The following is a 19,981-nucleotide window of genomic DNA, read 5'->3' as shown; positions in this document are numbered from 1 at the left end:
AGACAAATCTGAAACCAGGGAGAGAACAGTGGCAGAAACCGACCTCGAAAGATTTGTCGAAGCCCCGGGGCGCGACGAGAAGATCAAGGAAGTCAGGAAGATGATCGACGCGATGGGGATCGAGTATCTCTATCTGCAATTCGTCTCGGTCACTGGCAAGATCATGGGCAAGGGCATCCCGTCGGACCACTGGGAAACCGTCGCCCGGAAGGGCTTCCAGCTGGTCTACGGCGCCACGGTCAACCTGTTCACCGACCGCGCCGGCAACTACCTCGGCTACGGGCCGGAGGCGGCCGAGCTGATCGGCATCCCGGAACCCGAGACCTTCATGCAGCTGCCCTGGGCGCCGGAGATCGGGCGCTTCTACTGCACCCTGTTCCGCAACCGCGAGGAAAAGCAGGATCCGGGCGCCTATCTCACCGCCGACTGCCGCGGCAACCTGCGCCGCATGCACGAGGAATTCGAGAAAAAGCACAACGGCCTGAAGCTGCGCGTGGGCACCGAGCCCGAGATGATGTGGCTGAAATACGACGAGAACGGCAAGCCCAGGGACGGCTATTCCAAACCCTTCTGCTACCATATCGACCAGTTCGAAAGCCTGCGCCCGGTGTCCCTGCAGGTGATCCGCTATTCGCGGGCCATGGGGCTGGACATGATCCAGGGCGATCACGAGGACGCGCCGGGGCAGCTTGAGCTGAACTGGATGTATGACGACGTGCTGCGCAACGCCGACCGCCTGACCACCTATCGCCAGATCTGCGCCCAGGTGGCCCGCGAAAACGGCATCTTCGCCTGCTTCATGACCAAGCCCTTCATGGGGGTGTCGGCCTCGGGCTGTCACCACAACATGAGCCTGTGGCGCGGCGGCGACGACCAGTTCGTGCGCTGCGGCAATGACGAGGCCAACCTGCCGGGCATGCGCGACAACTACATGTATGTGCAGGGCGGCGACAACACCTTCATGCCCGACGGCAGCGACCCGCAGATGCCCCAGAAGGCCGGGCTCGACGCCATCGGCGGCATCGTGCAGCACCTGCGCGCGCTGACCGCCATCGGCTGCTCGACGGTGAATTCCTATCGCCGGCTGTGGGACACCGGGTTCTGGGCGCCGGTCTTCGCCGACTGGGGCTTCCAGAACCGCACCACCGGGCTGCGCGTGTCCGCGCCGGGGCGCTTCGAATACCGGTCGGTGGATTCGATGGTGAACCCGTATCTCATGGGCTCCACCATCCTCGCCGCCGCCGATGACGGCATCGACAACCAGCTCGACCCCGGCGAACCGGAGGAACGCAACATCTACGACGCCATCGAACAGGGCAAGCAGGTCAAGAAACTGCCCATGTCGCTGGGCGAGGCGCTGGAGGCGCTGGCCGCCGACAAGGTGGTGCAGCGCGGCATGCCCGGCGAGATGTACCGGCTCTATCACGAATACAAATACGACGAATGGGCCCGCTTCATGTCCACCGTCACCGACTGGGACAACGACACCTACATGGAATGCCTGCCCTGATCGGCGGGCGGGGGGGGCGCGGGGGGGCCCCCCCCCCCCCCCCCCCGCGCGCCCCCCCGACACCCAGACCCCGCCCCCCCCCCCCCCCCCCCCCGCCCCCCCGCCGCGGGGGGCGGGCCCCGCGCCGCGCCCCCCCCCCCGCCGCGGCGGCCGGCTGACATCGACACTCAGACGTCGCCGCCCCGGCATCCACGCGGGCCGCCGGCGCACCGTCATCGACTTTCGGATCACGACACTCTGAAACACGGGAGGCGCATCCTAAATGTGCGGAATCGCTGGATTGATTCACAAGGGCAAGAGCTCCAACGTTGGCGCGGAAATGACCGCCATGTTGCAGGCCCTCAAGCACCGGGGGCCGGATTCCACCGGCTACGCGGTGTATGGCGCGCCGACGGCGGGCGACTACATCATGCGCCTGAAGGTCGCCGAGGCCGAGGACATGGCGCGCGGCCGCAGCGTGCATCAGCTGATCGCCGATCGCATCGCGACCGTGGACGCCATTCTCGACGAGCATGACGCGCTGGTCAGGTCCAAGGAGGCCGCGACCGAGTATTCGCTGCGCTATGTGCTCGGCGGGCTCACGGACACCGCCGACCTGGCGGCGCATATCGAGGAAACCTCGGGCGTCGAGATCCTGTCGCTGGGCAACGGGCTGGAGCTGATCAAGGACCTGGGCGACGCCGCCGACGTGGCCGGGCTTTACGGTCTCAACGACTTCAAGGGCACCCATGGCATCGGCCACACCCGCATGGCGACGGAATCCGATGTGGACATCCGTTCCGCGCATCCCTACTGGGCCTTCCCCTATAACGACGTCAGCGTCGTGCATAACGGCCAGATCACCAATTACTGGATCATGCGCCGCGAAATGGAACGCAAGGGCCACCGGTTCATGTCCGATTGCGACAGCGAATTGCTGGCGGTCTACACCGCGCACAACCTGTCCAAGGGCGTGTCGCTGGAAGAATCGCTGCGCAATTCGATCGACGAGATCGACGGCGTGTTCACCTATCTGGTGGCCACCAGGGACCAGCTCGGCATGGCCAAGGACACCATGGCCGCAAAGCCGCTGGTGCTCTACGAAAGCGACGATCTGATCGCCATGGCCTCCGAAGAGGTCGCCATCCGCGCGATCCTTCCCCAGGAAATCGACACCACTGACCCTTACGACGAGGAGGTTCGGGTATGGCAAGCGTGAGCGATGCGGACCTGAAGCAGATGACCCAGGACGAGCGCGCGCAGGCGCTCGGCATGACCACGGAACAGCTCACCGGCAAGTCGCTCTACATCGAGTTCGACCCCGACGCGGGCGAACGCTTCACCTATCCGTGGGCGCCGGACGTGGATTTCAACAAGCGCACGGACCTGGATGCGGACGAACTGAGCTCGACCGAGGTCAACAGCGCCATCCGCAAGCTGATGGCCGAGGGCTACGGCACCATCGTGCTGAAGAACCCGCGCGGCAAGCATTCGCTGGCGGTGGGCATCCTCAGCCGGCTCAACCTGATCATCGAGGGCTCCACGGGCTATTTCGGGGTCGGGCTGATCGACGGGCCGAACGTGCGCATCAACGGCCGCGTCGGCTGGTCCTGCGCCGAAAACATGATGTCGGGCACGGTGATCGTCGAAAAGAACGCCGGGTCCACCTTCGGCGCGGCGATCCGCGGCGGCGATCTGGTGTGCAGGGGATCCGTCGGATCGCGCACCGGCATCGACATGAAGGGCGGCACCATCATCGTCGGCGGCGACACCGGCGCGCTGTCGGGCTTCATGATGCAGCGCGGGCGCATGGTGGTCTGCGGCGACGCGGGCAAGAACCTCGGCGATTCCATGTATGACGGCACGATCTACGTGGGCGGCGCCATCAAGTCCTGCGGCGTCGACGCGGTGGAGGCGGAGCTGACCGATCTCGACCGCGCCTGGCTGACCCGCAAGCTGTCGCTCTACGGGATGCTGCCGGACGGGGGCGTGGATCACTTCACCAAGATCGTCTCGGGCAAGCAGCTCTGGAACTACGACAATCTCGAACCCAACGAAAAGAAGCTCATTCTTTGACGTCTCCGGAAAGGACCTGAACAATGGCTGACGGCGACATGCCCAGAAAGAAACCGTTGGATCGCGACACCAGCCGGATCGGCGACAGTTTCATCTTCCCGCCGCGGGTGATGGACGACATCCACATCAAATCCGAGCTTGGCCGCTACCGCATGCGCGGATTCTCGCTTTTCAAGAAGATCCCGCACTGGGATGACCTGACGTTTCTGCCCGGCACCCTCACCCGCTTCGTGATCGAGGGCTACCGCGAGAAATGCGAAACCCGCACCGTGATCGGCCCGCGCGCCAAACGCCCGCTGGTGCTCGACATCCCGATCTACATCACCGGGATGAGCTTCGGCGCCCTGTCCTACGAGGCCAAGACCGCGCTGGCGCGCGGCGCCACCATGGCCGGCACCGCCACCTGTTCGGGCGAGGGCGGCATGATCCCCGACGAACGCCGCTTCAGTTCGAAATGGTTCTACCAGTGCATCCAGTCGCGCTACGGCTTCAACCCCAACCATCTGGTGCTGGCCGACGGCGTCGAATTCTTCATCGGCCAGGGCTGCAAGGTCGGGCTCGGCGGGCATCTGATGGGTCAGAAGGTCACCGATCAGGTGGCCGAGATGCGCTCGCTGCCCGCCGGCATCGACCAGCGGTCCCCGGCGCGCCATCCCGACTGGCTCGGCCCCGACGATCTGGCGCTGAAGATCCAGGAGATCCGCGAGGTCACCGACGGCCAGATCCCGATCCAGCTGAAGCTCGGCGCGGCGCGGGTCTATGACGATGTGCGCATGGCGGTGAAATGCGACCCCGACAGCATCTATATCGACGGCATGGAGGGCTCGACGGGCGCCGGCCCGCATCTGGCGACCGAGGAAACCGGCGTGCCCGGCATGGCCGGCATCCGCCAGGCGCGCAAGGCCATCGACGATCTGGGCAAGCGCGGCGAGATCAGCCTCGTCTACGCCGGCGGCATCCGCAACGGCGCCGACGTGGCCAAGGCCATCGCGCTCGGGGCCGACGCCATCGCCATCGGCCATTCGGCGATGATGGCGCTGAACTGCAACAAGGACATCCCCGAGGCCAACTACCCCGAGGAGGTCGGCGCCGATCCCGGCTATTGCTACCACTGCCACACCGGCCGCTGCCCGGTGGGCGTGGCGACTCAGGACCCGGTGCTGCGCGCGAGACTCGACCCCGACGAGGCCGCCGAGCGGGTCTATAATTTCCTGCACACGCTGACCATCGAGGCGCAGCTCTTCGCCCGCGCCTGCGGCAAGACCCATGTGCATTCGCTGGAGCCCGAGGATCTCGCGGCGCTGACCATGGAGGCCTCGGCCATGGCCGGGGTGCCGCTTGCCGGCACCAACCACACGGTTGGCGTCAAAGACTATCATCACCTGTAAGGAGAGCGACATGGCTGGAACGCAATACAGGGGATCCGAGATCCACGACGTGGATCAGTTTCTGAACGACGCCGCCGGGCTGGAGACCGAGCGCGAAAAGGAGATCGGCCAGCATATCGGCTATCGCTACGACGTGAATCTTGTTCCCGACTACGACCGGATCACGCCGTTCCTCGCCAAGTACATGGAGGTGATGGGCTGGGACGACCTCAACTGGCTCGAAGACGTGCATATGGGCTACGAGGAAGGCATGCCGGCGGTGTTCGATCGCAACATCAACGGCTGGGTGCGCATCCCCGACAGCTTCGAGCTGCCCGACAACCAGCAGGATCGCGACATGATCGCGCGCGAATTGCTGCTGAAATTCCAGATGTCGGACCGCCACCCGCTGGTGTCGCTCAGAAAAGCCTACATGAAGTTCTGAGCATGGCGCGCCCGCTTCGCCTCGCCTGCCTCCAGACCCGCCCGGCGGCCGACTTCGCCGCGGCGCTGGAGGAGGCCGCGCCCATGGCCGAGGCCGCCGTGGCGGCGGGCGCGCGTTTCCTGCTGCTGCCCGAATACTGCGGCGGGCTGAAAAGCGAAGGGGCGGCGTTGGCGCCCCCCGCCGCGCCCGAGGCCGCGCATCCCGTGCTCGCGGCGTTTCGCGATTTCGCCCGCGACAGGGGCGTGTGGGTCATGCTCGGCTCCATCGCCATCGCCCGCGATGACGGCCGGATCCTCAATCGCGGCTACGTCATCGACGCCGCCGGCGCCGTCGCCAGCCGCTATGACAAGATTCACCTGTTCGACGTGCAGATTTCCCCCGACGAGACCTATCGCGAAAGCGCCCATGTGGCGCCCGGCGCCTGCGCGGCGATCGTCGACGCGCCCTTCGGGCGCATCGGCCACACGATCTGCTACGATCTGCGTTTTCCCGGGCTTTATCGCGATCTCGCCCAGGCGGGGGCCGAGATCCTCGCCATTCCCGCCGCCTTCACCAAGCGCACCGGCGCGGCGCATTGGCATGTGCTCAACCGCGCCCGCGCCATCGAGAACGGCGCCTTCGTGATCGCGCCCTGCGCCATCGGCGCCATTCCGGGGGGCGGCGAAAGCTACGGCCATTCGCTGGTGATCGACCCTTGGGGCAAAGTCATCGCCGATGGCGGCGCCCTGCCCGGCGTGGTCCATGCCGAAATCGATCTGGACCTGGCGACGGCCACCCGGGCCCGCATTCCCAGCCTGCGCCATGACCGCCATTACGCGGGGCCGCGCAACAGCAACGGAGGCCGCGCATGAGCAGCTCCCTGTCCGCAGTCCTCGGCGCCAGCCCGGCCGGGCATCCGCTGAAATCGGCCTTCCTGAAATGGCAGTGCCGGGTGCGCCAGATGATGATGCGCGACCATCAGGGCCGCCCCGACGACGCGGTCATGCCCCAGGTGCTGCTGCCCGGCGACAGCGCCCCCATGGGCCGCATCATCACGGTGATGAGCAAGTCGCCGCAGTTTTCAGTGACCCCGGAGCTGCTGCATCTGGCGCGCAAGACCAACGACCCGGCGCATTGGCGCAGCCAGGCGCTGAACTTCTTCGCCGCCACCCATTACCAGAAGCACCGGGAATTTTCCGACATCCTCACGGCGACCTTCCCGCCGGGCTCGCCGGGCGCGGCGAAGATCCGCGCGGCGCAAACCTGCACGCTGGCCTTTGACGCCTACGCCCAGCGTTTCGATCTGCATTGCAAGGTCTGGCGGCTGGCCGAACGCAACCCGCTGCACCAGGCCACCATGGCCCATAACCGGCTGTTCAACCCGGCCCTGCCGCGCGACACCGTGGTGCTGGGGTTCGAGCCGGACTGGGACGAATCGCGCGCCGATCCGCCCCTCGGCTGAGCCCTAGCAGTCCAGCGTGCGGTCGCGCTCCCACTGGGTGAGGTGGCGCGAATACTCGTCCCATTCACTGGTCTTGAGCTTGATGTAGGCGTCGGCGAATTCGCTCCCCAGCGCCGCGCGCAGGGTCTTGTCCCTGGCAAAGGCCCGGATCGCGTCGAGCAGGTAGAGCGGCAGCTTCCTGGCGCCCCGCACCTTGTGACCCTCGGCGTACATGTCGATGTCAAGCCGCTTGCCCGGGCTGGTTTCATTGTCGATCCCGTCGAGCCCGGCGGCAAGAAGCCCGGCCATCAGCAGATACGGGTTGGCGGCGCCGTCGGCCTGGCGGAACTCGAACCGCCCCGCATCGGGCACGCGGATCATGTGGGTGCGGTTGTTGCCGCCGAAAGTGATCGAATTGGGGGCCCAGGTGGCGCCCGAAACCGTGGTCGGCGCGTTGATGCGCTTGTAGGAATTCACCGTCGGATTGGTGATCGCGGCCAGCGCCCCGGCATGGGCCAGCACCCCGCCCATGAAATGATAGCCCATCGCCGAAATCCCCAGATCATCGTCGGGGTCGTGGGTGAGGCAGGTGTTTTCGTCCAGCGTCCACAGCGAGGCGTGGACATGGCAGCCATTGCCGGTGAGATGCCCGAAGGGCTTGGGCATGAAGGTGGCGCGCAGCCCGTGGTTTTCCGCGACCGACTTCACCATGAAGCGGAAGAAGCACATCTGGTCGGCGGTCTTCAGGCTGTCGTAGAAATTCCAGTTGATCTCGAACTGGCCGTTGGCGTCCTCGTGATCGTTCTGATACGGGCCCCAGCCCAGCGTCAGCATATGGGTGCAGATTTCCGATATCACGTCGTAGCGCCGCATCAGCGCCGCCTGATCGTAGCAGGGTTTTGTCTGGGTATCGCGATCGTCGGAGATGTCGGTGCCGTCGGCGTTGATCAGGTGGAATTCGGGTTCGACCCCGGCCTTCAGGCGCAAGCCCTTGTCCGCGGCCCGGGCGATCACCGCCTGCAGCACGTTGCGCGGGGCCTGCGCCACCTTGGCGCCCTCGATGTAGAGATCGCCGGGCACCCAGGCCAGCTCCGGCTTCCAGGGCAGCTGGATCACCGCATCCGCATCGGGCACCGCGAACATGTCGGGATGCGCCGGGGTCATGTCGAGCCAGGACGCGAAGCCCGCGAAACCGGCGCCGGATTTCTGCATCCCGGCGATGGCCTGCGCGGGCACCAGTTTTGATCGCTGCGCCCCGAACAGATCGGTGAAATTCATCAGAAAGAATTTGACGCCGTTGTCGGCCGCGTATTTTTCCAGATCGATCGCCATTGCCGATGGTCCTCCCGTATTCGCCGTTTTCCTGGTTTCAGGCCAGAGGCCCTAGTCGATCCGCCGGCCCGGGATCCAGTCGGTCCCGGCCAGCGGCACCCGCGCCATGGCGGCGGATTCGATGGTCAGCGCCACCAGGTCCTCGGGCTCCAGATTATGCACATGCGACTTGCCGCAGGCGCGGGCCACGGTCTGGGCCTCCAGCGTCATCACCTTGAGGTAATTGGCCAGCCGACGCCCGCCCAGCACCGGGTCGAGCCGCCTGGCAAGCTCCGGGTCCTGGGTCGAGATCCCCGCCGGATCCAGCCCTTCGTGCCAGTCGTCATAGGCGCCGGCGGTGGCGCCGAGCTTGTTGTATTCCGCCTCCAGCGCCGGGTCGTTGTCGCCCAGCGCCACCATCGCGGCGGTGCCGATCGACACCGCGTCGGCGCCCAGCGCCAGCGCCTTGGCCACATCGGCGCCGTTGCGGATGCCGCCCGAGACGATCAGCTGCACCTTGCGGTGCATGTCCATGTCCTGCAGCGCCTGCACCGCGGGGCGGATGCAGGCCAGCGTCGGCAGGCCCACATGTTCGATGAACACCTCCTGCGTCGCCGCCGTGCCGCCCTGCATGCCGTCGAGCACCACCACGTCAGCCCCCGCCTTGATCGACAACGCGGTGTCGTAATAGGGGCGGGTGCCGCCGATCTTCACGTAGATCGGCTTTTCCCAATTGGTGATTTCGCGCAATTCGGTGATTTTTATTTCCAGGTCGTCGGGCCCGGTCCAGTCGGGATGCCGGCAGGCGGATCGCTGGTCGATGCCCTTGGGCAGGTCGCGCATATGCGCCACCCGGTCCGAGATCTTCTGCCCCAGCAGCATGCCGCCGCCGCCGGGCTTGGCGCCCTGCCCGACCACCACCTCGATGGCGTCGGCCTTGCGCAGATCGACCGGGTTCATGCCGTAGCGCGAAGGCAGATACTGGTAGACCAGCGTTTTCGACTGCCCGCGCTCCTCCGGGGTCATGCCGCCGTCGCCGGTGGTGGTCGAGGTGCCGGCGATCGAGGCCCCGCGCCCCAGCGCCTCCTTGGCCTGCGCCGACAGGGATCCGAAGCTCATCCCGGCGATGGTGATGGGGATCTGCAATTCGATGGGTTTTTTCGCGAAACGCGTGCCCAGAACAACGTTCGTGCCGCAGCGTTCGCGATAGCCCTCCAGCGGGTAGCGCGACATGGAGGCGCCCAGAAACAGCAGGTCGTCGAAATGCGGCAGCCGACGCTTGGAGCCGCCGCCGCGAATGTCATAGATGCCTGTCGCCGCCGCGCGGCGGATCTCGGACAGGGTGTAGTCGTCGAAGGTCGCGGATTTGCGCGGGGTGGTGTGCGGGGTTGGTGCGGACATCTGGCTCGCCCTCAATATGCGTCGATGTTGTCGATGTCGAAATTGTAGAGTTTTCGCGCCGAGCCGTAGCGGCGGAACGCGCCGGGATCGGCCTCCATGCCCGCCGCCTTCAGCAGCGCCGTCAGCCTGACCAGATGCTCGGGGCGCATCTCCTTCTCGACGCAGTCGGCGCCGAGGCTTTTCACCTCGCCGCGCACGAACAGGATCGCCTCGTAGATCGAATCGCCCAGCGCGTCCCCGGCGTCGCCGCAGACCACCATATGCCCCGACTGCGCCATGAAGGCCGACATGTGCCCGACCGATCCGCCGACCACGATGTCAACGCCCTTCATGGAGATCCCGCAGCGCGAGGACGCGTCGCCCTCGATCACCAGCAGCCCGCCATGGGCCGTGGCCCCGGCGGAGTCCGAGGCGTTGCCGGTGACCCGGATCGCGCCCGACATCATGTTTTCGGCGACCCCGACCCCGGCATGGCCGCGCACTGTGATCTCGGCCCGCTGGTTCATGCCGCCGCAATAGAAGCCCACATGGCCGTTGATCGCGACCTTCAGCGGCCCGTCCAGACCGCAGGCGATGGCGTGCTGGCCCTGGGGGTTGGCGATGGTCCAGTCGAGTTCGTTGGCGCCCTCGGGCAGGGCGTGCAGGGCGGCGTTCACGCCGCGCACGCCAAGGGTTTTCACATCAAGTTCGGTCATGATCAGTCGACGCTCCCCCAAGTGTAGATCTTGTCGGGCTCGGGTTCCCAGATGCGCGCGCAATCCGCGCCGGGCAGATGCGCGATGGCGCGGTATTCGGTGGCCATGGCCACCCAGTCGTCGGTTTCCGCCATCACCGCGTGCTTGCAGGCGATCGGGTCGCGCACCACCGCGAAACCGTCCGCCGTGCCGACGCAGAAGGTGTAGAACCCGTCCAGTTCCTCCAGCCCCGCCTGCAGCGCCTCGTGCAGCGAGGCCCCCTGGCGCAGCTTCCAGGTCAGGTAGCCCGCAGCGACCTCGGTGTCGTTGTCGGTCTGGAACGCGATGCCCTCGCGCTGCAGCCGACGGCGCAGCCGGTTGTGGTTGGACAGGGATCCGTTATGCACCAGGCACAGGTCCAGCCCGGTGGCGAAGGGGTGCGAGCCCTCGGTGGTGACCGCGCTTTCGGTGGCCATGCGGGTGTGGCCGATGGCGTGGCTGCCATGGGCGCCGGCGAGGTCGAACTTTTCGGCCACCTCCCTGGGCAGCCCGGTCTGCTTGAAGATCTCGATGGAACGCCCCGAGCCCACGATGCGGATCCCGGGCCGCGCCGCCGCCAGCCAGGCGGTCGCCCGGTCCACGGGCGCGTCGGTGACCAGCACCGCGTGATCGCCCATGGGCGCGACGCGCACGTCGCAGTCAAGCGCCCGTTCCATGTCCGCGTCCAGCGCCTTCCAGTCAGCGCCGGGATCGTCGCCGGCCAGCGTGAACTTGGTTTCGTTTTCGCCGACCTCGTTGCGATATATGGCGAAACCGGCGGAATCGGGCCCGCGATCGGTCATCTCGATCAGCATGGGCGCGAACAGGGCGCCAAGCTCCGCCTGCAGGCTCCGGTTTTTAAGGTAGAGGCCAACGATCCCGCACATGGCGCTTCCTCGCATTGTCTCAAATATCTGATCCGAGACTAGCAGGGCGCCTTGCGGCCGTCAACTAAGAGTAAATATAATTTAATGATGGGAAACAGGCTGACTCAGGAATCCCGCGGATAGCTGATGATCGACAGGTAACGGATCGGCAGCACCGGCATGCTCTCGGGGCCGTGCGGGGCGTTGGCGTCGAAGAACAGCGAATCCCCCGGGCGCATGGCGTAGGTGTTGTCGCCATGACGGTAGACCACCTCGCCTTCGAGCATGTAGATGAACTCCAGCCCGTCATGCTGGAAAATCGGGAACACGTCCGAATTGTCCTGCAGCGTGATCAGATACGGCTCCACGGTCAGTTCGCCATGGGGCGCGTGGCCCAGCAGCATGTATTGATGCCCGGCGCGGGTGCCGCGTCGTTCGATCTCCAGCCCGTCGCCGGCCTTCACGAAGGTCGCCTCGCGGCTTTTCTCGAACCCCTTGAACAGCGCCGTCACCGGCACGTGCAGCGCCCGGGACAGCGCCTGCAGCGACGACAGCGACGGCGAGGTGGAGCCGTTCTCGATCTTGGACAGCATGCCGCCCGACATCTCGGCGGATTTGGCCAGGCGCGAAATGGTCATGCCCAGCTGCTCGCGCAGCGAGCGCACCTCGCGGCCGATGGATTCTTCAAGCAGATTGCCCCCGGCCCGCCCCGAGGCGTGGGGATCCTGCGCCAGGACCGTCTTGCCATCGGGGCCCTTCTCTCCGCGTTTCTCGGCCATGATCGTCCTCGCTGCAATGATCCGTGGGGGGAATGCCTGGCCCTGTCAACTGTGCGTCCAAACCGCAGCGCCGGCACGGGATCCCGGGCCGGCGCTGGTTATTCAGCTATGCGGACCGGTGGGTCAATACCCCTCGATCATGGCCCGCGCCTTGTCGCCGGTCGGGTCGGCGTCCATTTCGTGGCTGACCTCCGTGGCCTCGCCGCGCAACTGCAGGATGTGCCAGCCGATCCAGAACGCAAGCCCGATGACGTAGAGCATGAATTCCGTCCCCTCGAAGGGATAGATCACCGCCACGTCCTTCAGATCAACGGCCCAACTGGTCATTCCATTGGTGGACATGATGTTTCTCCTTGGTTTGCGTCAGGTTGCGACCAGCGCCTTCTCGGCGGCGACCACGTCGTCGATCGCGGCCTGATGCGCCTCGGCTGATTCGAAATCGAGCCCTTCGAGCTCCACCTTGCGCGGGATGCGCAGCATGCCGAACCCCTGAAGGATCTTGGCGAGAACGAAGCCGGGCAGGAAGCCCAGCACGCCGAACATGATCACCGCGCCGGCGAGCATGCCCAGCGGGTTGATCGTCGCGTAGCCCGCATAGGGCGAGGACGGCTGGCCCCAGAGCATGAACCCGGCGATCAGCAGCCCGATCACCCCGGCATAGCCATGCACCGCGACCGCGCCCACCGCATCGTCGATCTTGAACTTGCGCTCGACCCAGTAATGCAGCTTGTAGGCCGCCCATGCGCCGACGCCGCCGATGAGCATGGACTGCACCGGGTGATACAGATCATTGCCCGCCGATGCGGTGATGATCCCCGCCAGGCCGCCCGAAAACGTCCAGAACGCGTCGCCCTTGGACACCACATAGGCCGCCATCAGGCCGCCGGACAGCGACATCAGGAAGTTGAAGGTGATCCCCGACAGGGTGGTGGGCGCCAGATAGATGTTGGTGGCGGTCCAGGTGATGCCGGTGATTTCGCCGCCGATGCCCTCGGGCGAGATGATCGGGATGTTGCAGGCCGCGTAAAAGCCCCAGAACCCGGTGTAGATCAGGAACAGGCCCAGCGTCACCAGCCACGGATTGTGCGGCGGGATGTCGCGCGGCGTGCCGTCGGCGCGGAACTTGCCCAGCCGCGGCCCGAGCACGACCAGCACCCCGAGCGCGAAGCCGCCGGCGATGCCGTGGATCACCCCGGAGGCGTAGGCGTCGTGATAGCCCAGATACTTGACCATCCAGCCGTCCCAGTGCCAGCCCCAGGCCGCGTCGATGATCCAGGCCACCGACCCGATCATCACCGCCAGGATCCAGAACGCGCCGGAGCGGATGCGCTCCATCACCGCGCCCGACACGATCGACGCCGCGGTCCAGGAAAACAGCAGGAACGCCGCCCAGAACACGCCGTTGATGTGGTCGGACAGGTTCGGCCCCATGGCCGGATCCCATGGCCGCGCGCCGGTGGCGGCGGCGAAATCAATCCCCTTGCCCTCGAAGATGTAGGGGCCGTTGGGGAAGGCGAAGTAGATCCACCATCCGAAGAAGAAGAACGTGACGGTGACCAGCGGGATCACCATGATGTTTTTCATGAGCGTGTGCATGTGGTTCCGTCTGCGGCTGGCCGCGACCTCGTAGACGCAGAAGCCCACGTGAATCAGGAACATGAACACCACGGTCACCCAATAGTAGAATTCGGTGAACAACGTGGTTAGCGCATCCAGGTTGTTGTCCATTCAGTTTCCTCCTTGTTGGCGGAGCGGTCGCGATTTTTCAGGTCAATTGCCGAAACGTTCCCGGCATCCGGCGACCTCTCCGAGCCCCTACCCATCTCTGTCGAAAGCGCCCGCGGCTCGACCCCGCGAGACGGCTTTCCATAGGACTGGCAGGGATATGCTTTTTGTTCCGCCAGACCCGTCCCCTATGCGCGGCGCGACGGCGTTTCGGCTCAATCGCTTGGCGCAGGAAACAGCATGGGCCGGAATTAAACTAAATGCAATTAAAATTCACCTCAGTAAATATCGCCCGCCGCGTCGCGTTCATCGACCGCGGCGCTCAGCGCTGGGTGACGACGGTCGGGTCGAGCATGTCGCGCAGCACGTCGCCGAGCATGTTGAGCCCCAGCACCGTCAGCGCCACCGCGATCCCCGGCGCCAGCGCGGTCCAGGCCGCCACGTCGAGATAATCGCGCGAGGCCTGGATCATCAGCCCCCAGGACGGCGTCGGCGGCTGGGCGCCGAGCCCCAGAAACGACAGCGCCGCCTCGGTGAGGATCGCGAAGGCCACCGAGATGGTCGCCTGCACGATCACCGGCGCCATGATGTTGGGCAGCAGGTGCAGGCGGATGACGCGCCAGTTCGAGGCCCCCTGCGATCGCGCCGCCTCGACGAAGGGCAACGCCGCGACGCGCAGGGTCTCGCCGCGCACGATGCGCGCCAGATAGGGCGAAAACGCGATGCCGATGGCGAGGATGGCGTTGATCAGGTTGGGCCCGAGGATCGCCGAGATGGTCAGCGCCAGCAGCAAGACCGGAAAGCTCAGCAGCGTGTCCACCAGCCGCATCAGCGCCATGTCGGCCCAGCCGCCGCAGAACCCCGCCAGCATGCCCGCGGGCAGGCCGATGGCGATGCTCAGCGCCACCGCCGAGACCGCGATCACCAGCGAGGTGTGCGCCCCCAGCAGCACCCGCCAGATCAGTTCGCGCCCCAGCTGATCGGTGCCGAACAGGTGTTCGGCCGAGGGCGGCTGCAGCCGCGCCGCCAGGTTCATCTTGGTGGTCAGCGCCTCGGGGATCGCCAGCGGGGCGACGATCGCCATCACCGCAAACAGCGTCACCAGCGTCAGGCCGATCAGCCCCTTGGTCGTGAGCAGGGCGCGCATCACTCCATCCTCACGCGCGGATCGATCAGCGTGTAGAGCAGATCGACGACGATGTTGGTCAGCATCACCACCGCGGCGATCACGAAGATCGTGGCCTGGATCAGCGGCACGTCGCGGTTGAGCAGCGCCTGATAGGTCAGCCAGCCCATGCCGGTGAAATTGAACAGGGTCTCGATGACGATGATCGATCCGAACAGGTAGCCCAGCTGCAGCCCCACCACCGTCACCACCGGCGAAACGGCGTTGCGCAGCGCGTGGCGAAACAGCACCGCGCCCTGGCTCAGCCCCTTGGCGCGGCAGACCCGGATGAAATCCTGGCTCAGCACCTCCAGCATGGCCGAGCGGGTCATGCGGGTCAGATGCGCCATCAGCCCCAGCCCCAGCGCGATCGCCGGCAGCAGCGCGTGGCGCAGCGCCAGCCAGAAATCCTCGGTGGGCGAGGCGTAGCCCGACGAGGGCAGCCAGCCCAGCCAGCGCGAAAACACCAGGATCAGCACGATGCCCCAGAAGAAATCCGGCAGACTGATCCCGGCCAGCGCCAGCCCCGACCCGGTCGTGTCCTGCCAGCGGTCGCGATTGACCGCGCTCCACACCCCCAACGGCACCGCGAAGACCAGCGCGATGATCAGCGACATGGCCACGATCATGGCGCTGGCCAGCGCCTTTTGCGCCAACAGCGGCGCGATGGGTTCCTTGAAGCGCAGGCTCACCCCCCAGTCGCCGCTGAGCATGCCGCCGATCCAGCGCCAGTACTGGGTCGGCAGCGAATCGTTCAGCCCCAGCGAGTCCCGCAGCCCCTCCAGCGCCTCGGGGTTGCTCTGGGTGCCCATGATCATCATCGCCACGTCGCCGGGCAGCACCTGCGTTATGGCGAAGGTCACCATGGAGATCAGCAGCAGCGTCAACGCGAAGATCGACAGCCGTCGGGCGATATAGGTCATGAGGGGGTTCCGGGCGGGTCATGCGCCGGGCGGCGCGAAGGCGCCGCCCGGCGAAGAAATCAGGATTTCAGCCAGATCTGGCGGAACAGCAGGTTCGATCCGTTGGGGTGCACCAGCGTGTCCAGCCCGCCGACAGTCCGGCGCGCCGCCACGGTGCCGTTGCGGAACCACAGGATCACGTCATGGGTTTCGTCCTGGATGCGTTTCTGGATGTCCTTGTAGATCCGCGCCCGGGCGGCGGGGTCGGCCTCGCGCCGCGCCGCGGTGGTCATGCGGTCGAGTTCGGAATCCTTGATCTGGCGGTAGTTGAACGCGCCCTCGGAATTCCACAGCGAATAATACAGGAAATCCGGCTCCCACAGGGTGAAGAAGTTCATCATCGTGACCGCGTAGTCGCGATCGACCCAGATCTGGCTCAGCCAGTCCGACCAGGTCAGCTGCTGCACCGTGGCCTTGACCCCGCCCATGCGGAACCATTCCACCAGGATCTGCGCCGCCTGCACGTGCCACGGATAGTTGGTGGTCACCTTGAACACGAATTCCAGCTGCCCCGGCGCGAACCCGGCCTCGGCCAGCAGCGCCCTGGCCTTGTCGAAATCCTGCGGCCGCGCGGTCAGATCGGCGTTGTAGGAGGCCGAGGACGGGAAGCTCGGCGAGGCCGTGACCTCGCCCTGCCCCCACAGCGCCCCCTGCACCAGCGCCGCCTTGTCGATCATGTAGTCGAGCGCCTCGCGCACCCTGGGATCGTCAAAGGGCGCCCGGTCGTGATTCATGTTCAGGAACGCCCATGACAGCGGGAACCAGGTGCTGACCTGAAGATCCGGGTCCTTCTTCAGCGCCTCCACCCGGTCCAGCGGGATGTCGTTGATCAGGTGCATCTCGCCGGTGCGCACCCCGGTCAGGCGCACCGTGGGCTCGGTCACCTCGCGGCTCAACACGCCGTCGAGATAGGGCGCCCCCTGCCAGTAATCGTCAAAGCGCGCCAGTTCCACCTCGTTGCCGAATTCCCGGCGCACGAACTTGAACGGGCCGCAGCCCACGGGGGCCGTGCCTTGCACGTCGCCCGATCCCTCGGGCATGATCACCCCGGCGCCGTTTTCCGCCAGCCGGCTCAGAAACGGCGCGTTCACCTGCGACATGCGCACGATGACCGTCAGGTCGTCGGGGGTCTCGATGGCGGCCACGTCGTTGAACACCTCGAAATTGACCGCGCCGGTCTCGGGGTTCTTCACCCGCTCGAAGGAATATTTCACATCCGCCGAGGTCAGCTCCGACCCGTCATGGAATTTCACGCCCTTGCGCAGCCTGAAGGTGTAGGTCAGCCCGTCATCGGATTTCTCGAAGCTCTCCGCAAGGCTGGGGATGACGTTGAATTCAGGATCCACGGTGACGATGGCGTCATGGACGTTCTCCAGCACCCGCGCGGTCGAGGCCGTGCCGGTCTGGTGCATGTCAAGATTCTGCGTGGTCTCGGAATGGCCCCAGATCAGCGTGCCGCCGCGCACCGGGGTTTCCGCCGCCTGCGCCGCGAACGGGCGCAACCCGGCGCCCAGCGCGGTCCCGCCCATGAGAGCGCCTGAAGTCACTAGAAAATCTCTGCGTTTCATAGTCCCTCACCCTTCCTGCCTGCGAATTCGGAAAGCGTATACCAAGGTGGATGAATGTCAAAATCAGCCTTGATTGTCGGCGATTCCAGCCAGATGGCCGCTTTGCTTCACGCGCTCGGGCGTTTGCCTTTGCGCGGGGCTGCGGATACGGTCAGCGCATGAATGACTTGAATGTTTCGACGCCCGCGCCAGCCGGCGACGCGGGCGCGGGCCCGGGCGGGGCCGCCGGCGGCATGGTGATCCGAGTCGAGGATCTGCGCGTGGAATTTCGCGCCGCCGCGGGCGTGGTGCGGGCCGTCAACGGCGTGTCGCTGGAGGTGCGCCGCGGCGAAACCCTCGCCGTGGTCGGCGAATCGGGCAGCGGCAAAAGCGTCACCGCGCTGTCCATCCTGCGCCTGCTGCCCGCCCCCCACGCCCGCGTCGTCAGCGGGCGAATCCGGTTCGGCGGGCGCGATCTGCTGACCCTGTCCGAAGCCGAGATGCGCAAGGTGCGCGGCAACGACATCGCCATGATCTTTCAGGAGCCCATGACCTCGCTGGACCCGGTGATGACCGTGGGCCGCCAGATCGCCGAGGCCATGGAGGTCCATCAGGGCCTGTCGCGCGGCGCCGCGCTCGACGCCGCGATCGCCGCGCTGGAACTGGTGCGCGTGCCCGACCCCGCCAAGCGCGCGCGCCAGTATCCGTTCGAATTGTCCGGCGGTCTGCGCCAGCGGGTGATGATCGCCATGGCCATGGCCTGCAACCCGCAGCTGCTGATCGCCGACGAACCGACCACCGCGCTCGACGTCACCGTGCAGGCGCAGATCTTGAACCTGATGGACGAACTGAAGGCGCGCATCGGGGCCTCGATCATCCTCATCACCCATGACCTCGGCGTGGTGGCGGAAATGGCGCAGCGGGTCGTGGTGATGTATGCGGGACAGGTGGTCGAGCGCGCCGCGGTCGAGGACCTGTTCGCCCGCCCGCAGCATCCCTACACGCGCGGGCTGCTCCAGTCCGCGCCGCGGCTGTTCTCGTCGCTTCAGCCGGGGGCGGAGGAGCAGCGGCTTCAGGAAATCCCCGGCGTCGTGCCCTCGATGCGCGAGCCCATCGCCGGCTGCGCCTTCGCCCCGCGCTGTCCGCTGGCGCGCCCGCGCTGCGAGCGCGAGGCCCCGGCGCTCGAAACAAGGGGGCCCGATCACGCCGCCGCCTGCTGGGCGCCGCCGCCCGACAAGCCCCCGCCCGAAGGCGCCCCTTCAGCGCGCGCCGATCATGGATAGCGCGACCCCGGTGCTCGAGGTCTCGGACCTGGTCAAGCGCTTTCGCCTGCGCGGCGGGCTGCTGGGGCGCGGCGGCGGCTGGGTGAACGCGGTCGCCGGGGTGTCCTTCGCCATCCATGCCGGCGAGACCCTGGGCGTGGTCGGCGAAAGCGGCTGCGGCAAGACCACGCTCGGCAAGACCGTGATGCGCCTGCTGAACCCCGACGCGGGGCGCATCGCGCTGCACGGGCGCGACATCACCGCCGCCAGCGACGCCGATCTGCGCGCCGGGCGGCGCCATGTGCAGATGGTGTTTCAGGACCCGTTCTCGTCGCTCAATCCGCGCATGACCTGCGGGCGCATCGTCGCCGAGCCGCTGGAGATCCACCGCATCGCCTTTGGCCGCGACAAGATCCGCAAGGTGGCCGAGATGTTCGAACGCGTCGGGCTGCGCGCCGACCAGATGTCGCGCTACCCGCATCAACTGTCGGGCGGGCAGCGCCAGCGGCTCGGGGTGGCCCGCGCGCTGGCGCTGGAGCCGTCGCTGATCGTCGCCGACGAACCGGTCTCGGCGCTCGACGTGTCGGTGCAGGCGCAGGTGCTCAACCTGCTGCGCGACCTGCAGCGGGGCTCCAACCTGGCGTATCTGTTCATTTCCCACGACCTCGCGGTGGTCGAGCACATCGCGCATCGCATCGCGGTGATGTATCTGGGCCGGATCGTGGAGATCGCCGACAAGCGCACCCTGTTCGCGACCCCGCGCCACCCCTACACCGAGGCGCTGCTCGCCGCCGTCCCCGCCCCGCGCCCGGGCCTGAAGCGCAAGCGCGAGATCCTTGGCGGCGACGTGCCGAGCCCGATCAACCCGCCCCGCGGCTGCCATTTTCATCCCCGCTGCCCGCTGGCCGAGGACATCTGCCGCCGCGAAGCCCCCGTTCTGCGCGCGGTCGGGCCGGCTGGCGCGGCAGGCGCGGATCAGCAGGTGGCCTGCCACCTGCGCGCGGACCCGCCATAGCTTTGCCGAAAGGGGCTGGCTGGGGCGGCAGGATTCGAACCTGCGAATGACGATACCAAAAACCGTTGCCTTACCACTTGGCGACGCCCCAAACGCGCCGGGAACATAGGCAGCCAGTCCGGTTGCTGCAAGCGCATTCGCAGACCCGCTTGCCGGCGCGATCCGGGGTCGGTTCCGGACCGCCGCGACCGCAGGCGATTTTGCGCTTGCGCCGGGTTTGGCGCCTCGCTATAGCCACCCCGTGCGCGGGCGCCCGAATTCGCCGCCCGCGCCGCTGGTTCGGAGTGTAGCTCAGCCTGGTAGAGCACTGCCTTCGGGAGGCAGGGGCCGGAGGTTCGAATCCTCTCACTCCGACCAAATCTTTCAGTGGTTCAGGCGATCGGGCGGGCGCAGCCTGCCCTGCGCCGTCCGGATATGGCTGATGTCGGCGGCCCAAGG

At 66.6% G+C, this 19,981-nt stretch carries 19 protein-coding genes and 2 tRNA genes; 10 read left to right on the top strand and 11 right to left on the bottom strand.

The genetic code is table 11. The features are described from left to right. Positions 1-28: 28 nt before the first annotated feature. From AC1HC7_RS13430 to AC1HC7_RS13400, 7 genes are all read left to right on the top strand, one after another. Entirely contained in the window at positions 29-1,510 is a 1,482-nt protein-coding gene (locus AC1HC7_RS13430; protein ID WP_479498245.1) for a glutamine synthetase family protein, read from the top strand. 328 nt (positions 1,511-1,838) lie between these two features. Beyond that, complete coding sequence (locus AC1HC7_RS13425; RefSeq protein WP_479499117.1) at positions 1,839-2,708, top strand: class II glutamine amidotransferase domain-containing protein; 870 nt, start codon at positions 1,839-1,841, stop codon at positions 2,706-2,708. Then, entirely contained in the window at positions 2,696-3,565 is an 870-nt protein-coding gene (locus AC1HC7_RS13420) for a GltB/FmdC/FwdC-like GXGXG domain-containing protein (RefSeq protein ID WP_479499116.1), read from the top strand. The genes AC1HC7_RS13425 and AC1HC7_RS13420 overlap by 13 nt, the downstream gene beginning before the upstream one ends. A gap of 23 nt (positions 3,566-3,588) precedes the next feature. Then, the gene (locus AC1HC7_RS13415; RefSeq protein WP_479499115.1) at positions 3,589-4,953 is read left to right on the top strand and encodes an FMN-binding glutamate synthase family protein; all 1,365 of its coding nucleotides are present in this window, start codon (positions 3,589-3,591) and stop codon (positions 4,951-4,953) included. 10 nt (positions 4,954-4,963) lie between these two features. Then, complete coding sequence (locus tag AC1HC7_RS13410; protein WP_479499114.1) at positions 4,964-5,377, top strand: hypothetical protein; 414 nt, start codon at positions 4,964-4,966, stop codon at positions 5,375-5,377. Between the two features lie 2 nt (positions 5,378-5,379). After that, complete coding sequence (locus AC1HC7_RS13405; protein ID WP_479499113.1) at positions 5,380-6,228, top strand: nitrilase-related carbon-nitrogen hydrolase; 849 nt, start codon at positions 5,380-5,382, stop codon at positions 6,226-6,228. Then, positions 6,225-6,818: a hypothetical protein gene (locus AC1HC7_RS13400; RefSeq protein WP_479499112.1), complete on the top strand. Its 594-nt coding sequence runs from the start codon at positions 6,225-6,227 to the stop codon at positions 6,816-6,818. Before AC1HC7_RS13405 ends, AC1HC7_RS13400 begins: the two co-directional genes overlap by 4 nt. Positions 6,819-6,821: 3 nt before the next feature. Here the strand turns inward: AC1HC7_RS13400 and glnT are convergent, their stop codons facing one another. The 10 genes from glnT to AC1HC7_RS13350 all read right to left on the bottom strand — a co-directional run bounded on the left by glnT (position 6,822) and on the right by AC1HC7_RS13350 (position 17,248). After that, the gene (gene glnT / locus AC1HC7_RS13395) at positions 6,822-8,129 is read right to left on the bottom strand and encodes a type III glutamate--ammonia ligase (RefSeq protein WP_479499111.1); all 1,308 of its coding nucleotides are present in this window, start codon (positions 8,127-8,129) and stop codon (positions 6,822-6,824) included. Between the two features lie 51 nt (positions 8,130-8,180). Continuing rightward, the gene (locus tag AC1HC7_RS13390; RefSeq protein ID WP_479499110.1) at positions 8,181-9,509 is read right to left on the bottom strand and encodes an FMN-binding glutamate synthase family protein; all 1,329 of its coding nucleotides are present in this window, start codon (positions 9,507-9,509) and stop codon (positions 8,181-8,183) included. 11 nt (positions 9,510-9,520) lie between these two features. After that, complete coding sequence (locus tag AC1HC7_RS13385) at positions 9,521-10,204, bottom strand: protein GlxC (protein WP_479499109.1); 684 nt, start codon at positions 10,202-10,204, stop codon at positions 9,521-9,523. A gap of 2 nt (positions 10,205-10,206) precedes the next feature. Further along, positions 10,207-11,109: a class II glutamine amidotransferase gene (locus tag AC1HC7_RS13380; protein ID WP_479499108.1), complete on the bottom strand. Its 903-nt coding sequence runs from the start codon at positions 11,107-11,109 to the stop codon at positions 10,207-10,209. Positions 11,110-11,213: 104 nt separating this feature from the next. Then, positions 11,214-11,867, bottom strand: coding sequence for a helix-turn-helix domain-containing protein (locus tag AC1HC7_RS13375; RefSeq protein WP_479499107.1), 654 nt, complete (start codon positions 11,865-11,867; stop codon positions 11,214-11,216). A gap of 123 nt (positions 11,868-11,990) precedes the next feature. Next, positions 11,991-12,209 carry a hypothetical protein gene (locus AC1HC7_RS13370; RefSeq protein WP_479499106.1) on the bottom strand — a complete coding sequence of 73 codons (219 nt, stop codon included), beginning with the start codon at positions 12,207-12,209 and terminating at the stop codon, positions 11,991-11,993. 21 nt (positions 12,210-12,230) lie between these two features. After that, on the bottom strand, positions 12,231-13,595 hold the full coding sequence (locus tag AC1HC7_RS13365; protein ID WP_479499105.1) for an ammonium transporter: 1,365 nt from the start codon (positions 13,593-13,595) through the stop codon (positions 12,231-12,233). 319 nt (positions 13,596-13,914) lie between these two features. Continuing rightward, positions 13,915-14,739 carry an ABC transporter permease gene (locus AC1HC7_RS13360; protein WP_479499104.1) on the bottom strand — a complete coding sequence of 275 codons (825 nt, stop codon included), beginning with the start codon at positions 14,737-14,739 and terminating at the stop codon, positions 13,915-13,917. After that, complete coding sequence (locus tag AC1HC7_RS13355; RefSeq protein ID WP_479499103.1) at positions 14,739-15,680, bottom strand: ABC transporter permease; 942 nt, start codon at positions 15,678-15,680, stop codon at positions 14,739-14,741. Before AC1HC7_RS13355 ends, AC1HC7_RS13360 begins: the two co-directional genes overlap by 1 nt. 59 nt (positions 15,681-15,739) lie before the next feature. Further along, positions 15,740-17,248: an ABC transporter substrate-binding protein gene (locus tag AC1HC7_RS13350; protein ID WP_479499102.1), complete on the bottom strand. Its 1,509-nt coding sequence runs from the start codon at positions 17,246-17,248 to the stop codon at positions 15,740-15,742. Between the two features lie 272 nt (positions 17,249-17,520). Here AC1HC7_RS13350 and AC1HC7_RS13345 point away from each other — a divergent pair, with 272 nt between their 5' ends. Both AC1HC7_RS13345 and AC1HC7_RS13340 read left to right on the top strand, forming a co-directional pair. Continuing rightward, positions 17,521-18,549, top strand: a complete 1,029-nt coding sequence (locus tag AC1HC7_RS13345) for an ABC transporter ATP-binding protein (protein ID WP_479499101.1) — start codon at positions 17,521-17,523, stop codon at positions 18,547-18,549. Further along, on the top strand, positions 18,542-19,543 hold the full coding sequence (locus tag AC1HC7_RS13340; RefSeq protein WP_479499100.1) for an ABC transporter ATP-binding protein: 1,002 nt from the start codon (positions 18,542-18,544) through the stop codon (positions 19,541-19,543). The genes AC1HC7_RS13345 and AC1HC7_RS13340 overlap by 8 nt, the downstream gene beginning before the upstream one ends. Positions 19,544-19,559: 16 nt before the next feature. Here AC1HC7_RS13340 and AC1HC7_RS13335 read toward each other — a convergent pair. After that, positions 19,560-19,634, bottom strand: a tRNA-Gln gene (locus AC1HC7_RS13335). 189 nt (positions 19,635-19,823) lie between these two features. On the opposite strand from AC1HC7_RS13335, the gene AC1HC7_RS13330 reads away from it, so the two are divergent. After that, positions 19,824-19,900, top strand: a tRNA-Pro gene (locus AC1HC7_RS13330). The last annotated feature ends 81 nt before the right edge of the window (positions 19,901-19,981 follow it).

The organism is Oceanicella sp. (genome assembly GCF_056449545.1).
The sequence above is the reverse complement of the archived record's forward strand: the minus strand, read 5'-3'. Positions and strand labels throughout refer to the sequence as shown.

Bases quoted from the DNA above. Each gene is read 5' to 3' on its own strand.
- AC1HC7_RS13425 (WP_479499117.1), top strand. From the start codon at position 1,839: ATGTTGCAGGCCCTCAAGCACCGGGGGCCGGATTCCACCGGCTACGCG.
- AC1HC7_RS13420 (WP_479499116.1), top strand. From the start codon at position 2,696: ATGGCAAGCGTGAGCGATGCGGACCTGAAGCAGATGACCCAGGACGAG.
- AC1HC7_RS13415 (WP_479499115.1), top strand. From the start codon at position 3,589: ATGGCTGACGGCGACATGCCCAGAAAGAAACCGTTGGATCGCGACACC.
- AC1HC7_RS13410 (WP_479499114.1), top strand. From the start codon at position 4,964: ATGGCTGGAACGCAATACAGGGGATCCGAGATCCACGACGTGGATCAG.
- AC1HC7_RS13405 (WP_479499113.1), top strand. From the start codon at position 5,380: ATGGCGCGCCCGCTTCGCCTCGCCTGCCTCCAGACCCGCCCGGCGGCC.
- AC1HC7_RS13400 (WP_479499112.1), top strand. From the start codon at position 6,225: ATGAGCAGCTCCCTGTCCGCAGTCCTCGGCGCCAGCCCGGCCGGGCAT.
- glnT (WP_479499111.1), bottom strand. From the start codon at position 8,129: ATGGCGATCGATCTGGAAAAATACGCGGCCGACAACGGCGTCAAATTC.
- AC1HC7_RS13390 (WP_479499110.1), bottom strand. From the start codon at position 9,509: ATGTCCGCACCAACCCCGCACACCACCCCGCGCAAATCCGCGACCTTC.
- AC1HC7_RS13385 (WP_479499109.1), bottom strand. From the start codon at position 10,204: ATGACCGAACTTGATGTGAAAACCCTTGGCGTGCGCGGCGTGAACGCC.
- AC1HC7_RS13380 (WP_479499108.1), bottom strand. From the start codon at position 11,109: ATGTGCGGGATCGTTGGCCTCTACCTTAAAAACCGGAGCCTGCAGGCG.
- AC1HC7_RS13375 (WP_479499107.1), bottom strand. From the start codon at position 11,867: ATGGCCGAGAAACGCGGAGAGAAGGGCCCCGATGGCAAGACGGTCCTG.
- AC1HC7_RS13370 (WP_479499106.1), bottom strand. From the start codon at position 12,209: ATGTCCACCAATGGAATGACCAGTTGGGCCGTTGATCTGAAGGACGTG.
- AC1HC7_RS13365 (WP_479499105.1), bottom strand. From the start codon at position 13,595: ATGGACAACAACCTGGATGCGCTAACCACGTTGTTCACCGAATTCTAC.
- AC1HC7_RS13360 (WP_479499104.1), bottom strand. From the start codon at position 14,739: ATGCGCGCCCTGCTCACGACCAAGGGGCTGATCGGCCTGACGCTGGTG.
- AC1HC7_RS13355 (WP_479499103.1), bottom strand. From the start codon at position 15,680: ATGACCTATATCGCCCGACGGCTGTCGATCTTCGCGTTGACGCTGCTG.
- AC1HC7_RS13350 (WP_479499102.1), bottom strand. From the start codon at position 17,248: ATGGGCGGGACCGCGCTGGGCGCCGGGTTGCGCCCGTTCGCGGCGCAG.
- AC1HC7_RS13345 (WP_479499101.1), top strand. From the start codon at position 17,521: ATGGTGATCCGAGTCGAGGATCTGCGCGTGGAATTTCGCGCCGCCGCG.
- AC1HC7_RS13340 (WP_479499100.1), top strand. From the start codon at position 18,542: ATGGATAGCGCGACCCCGGTGCTCGAGGTCTCGGACCTGGTCAAGCGC.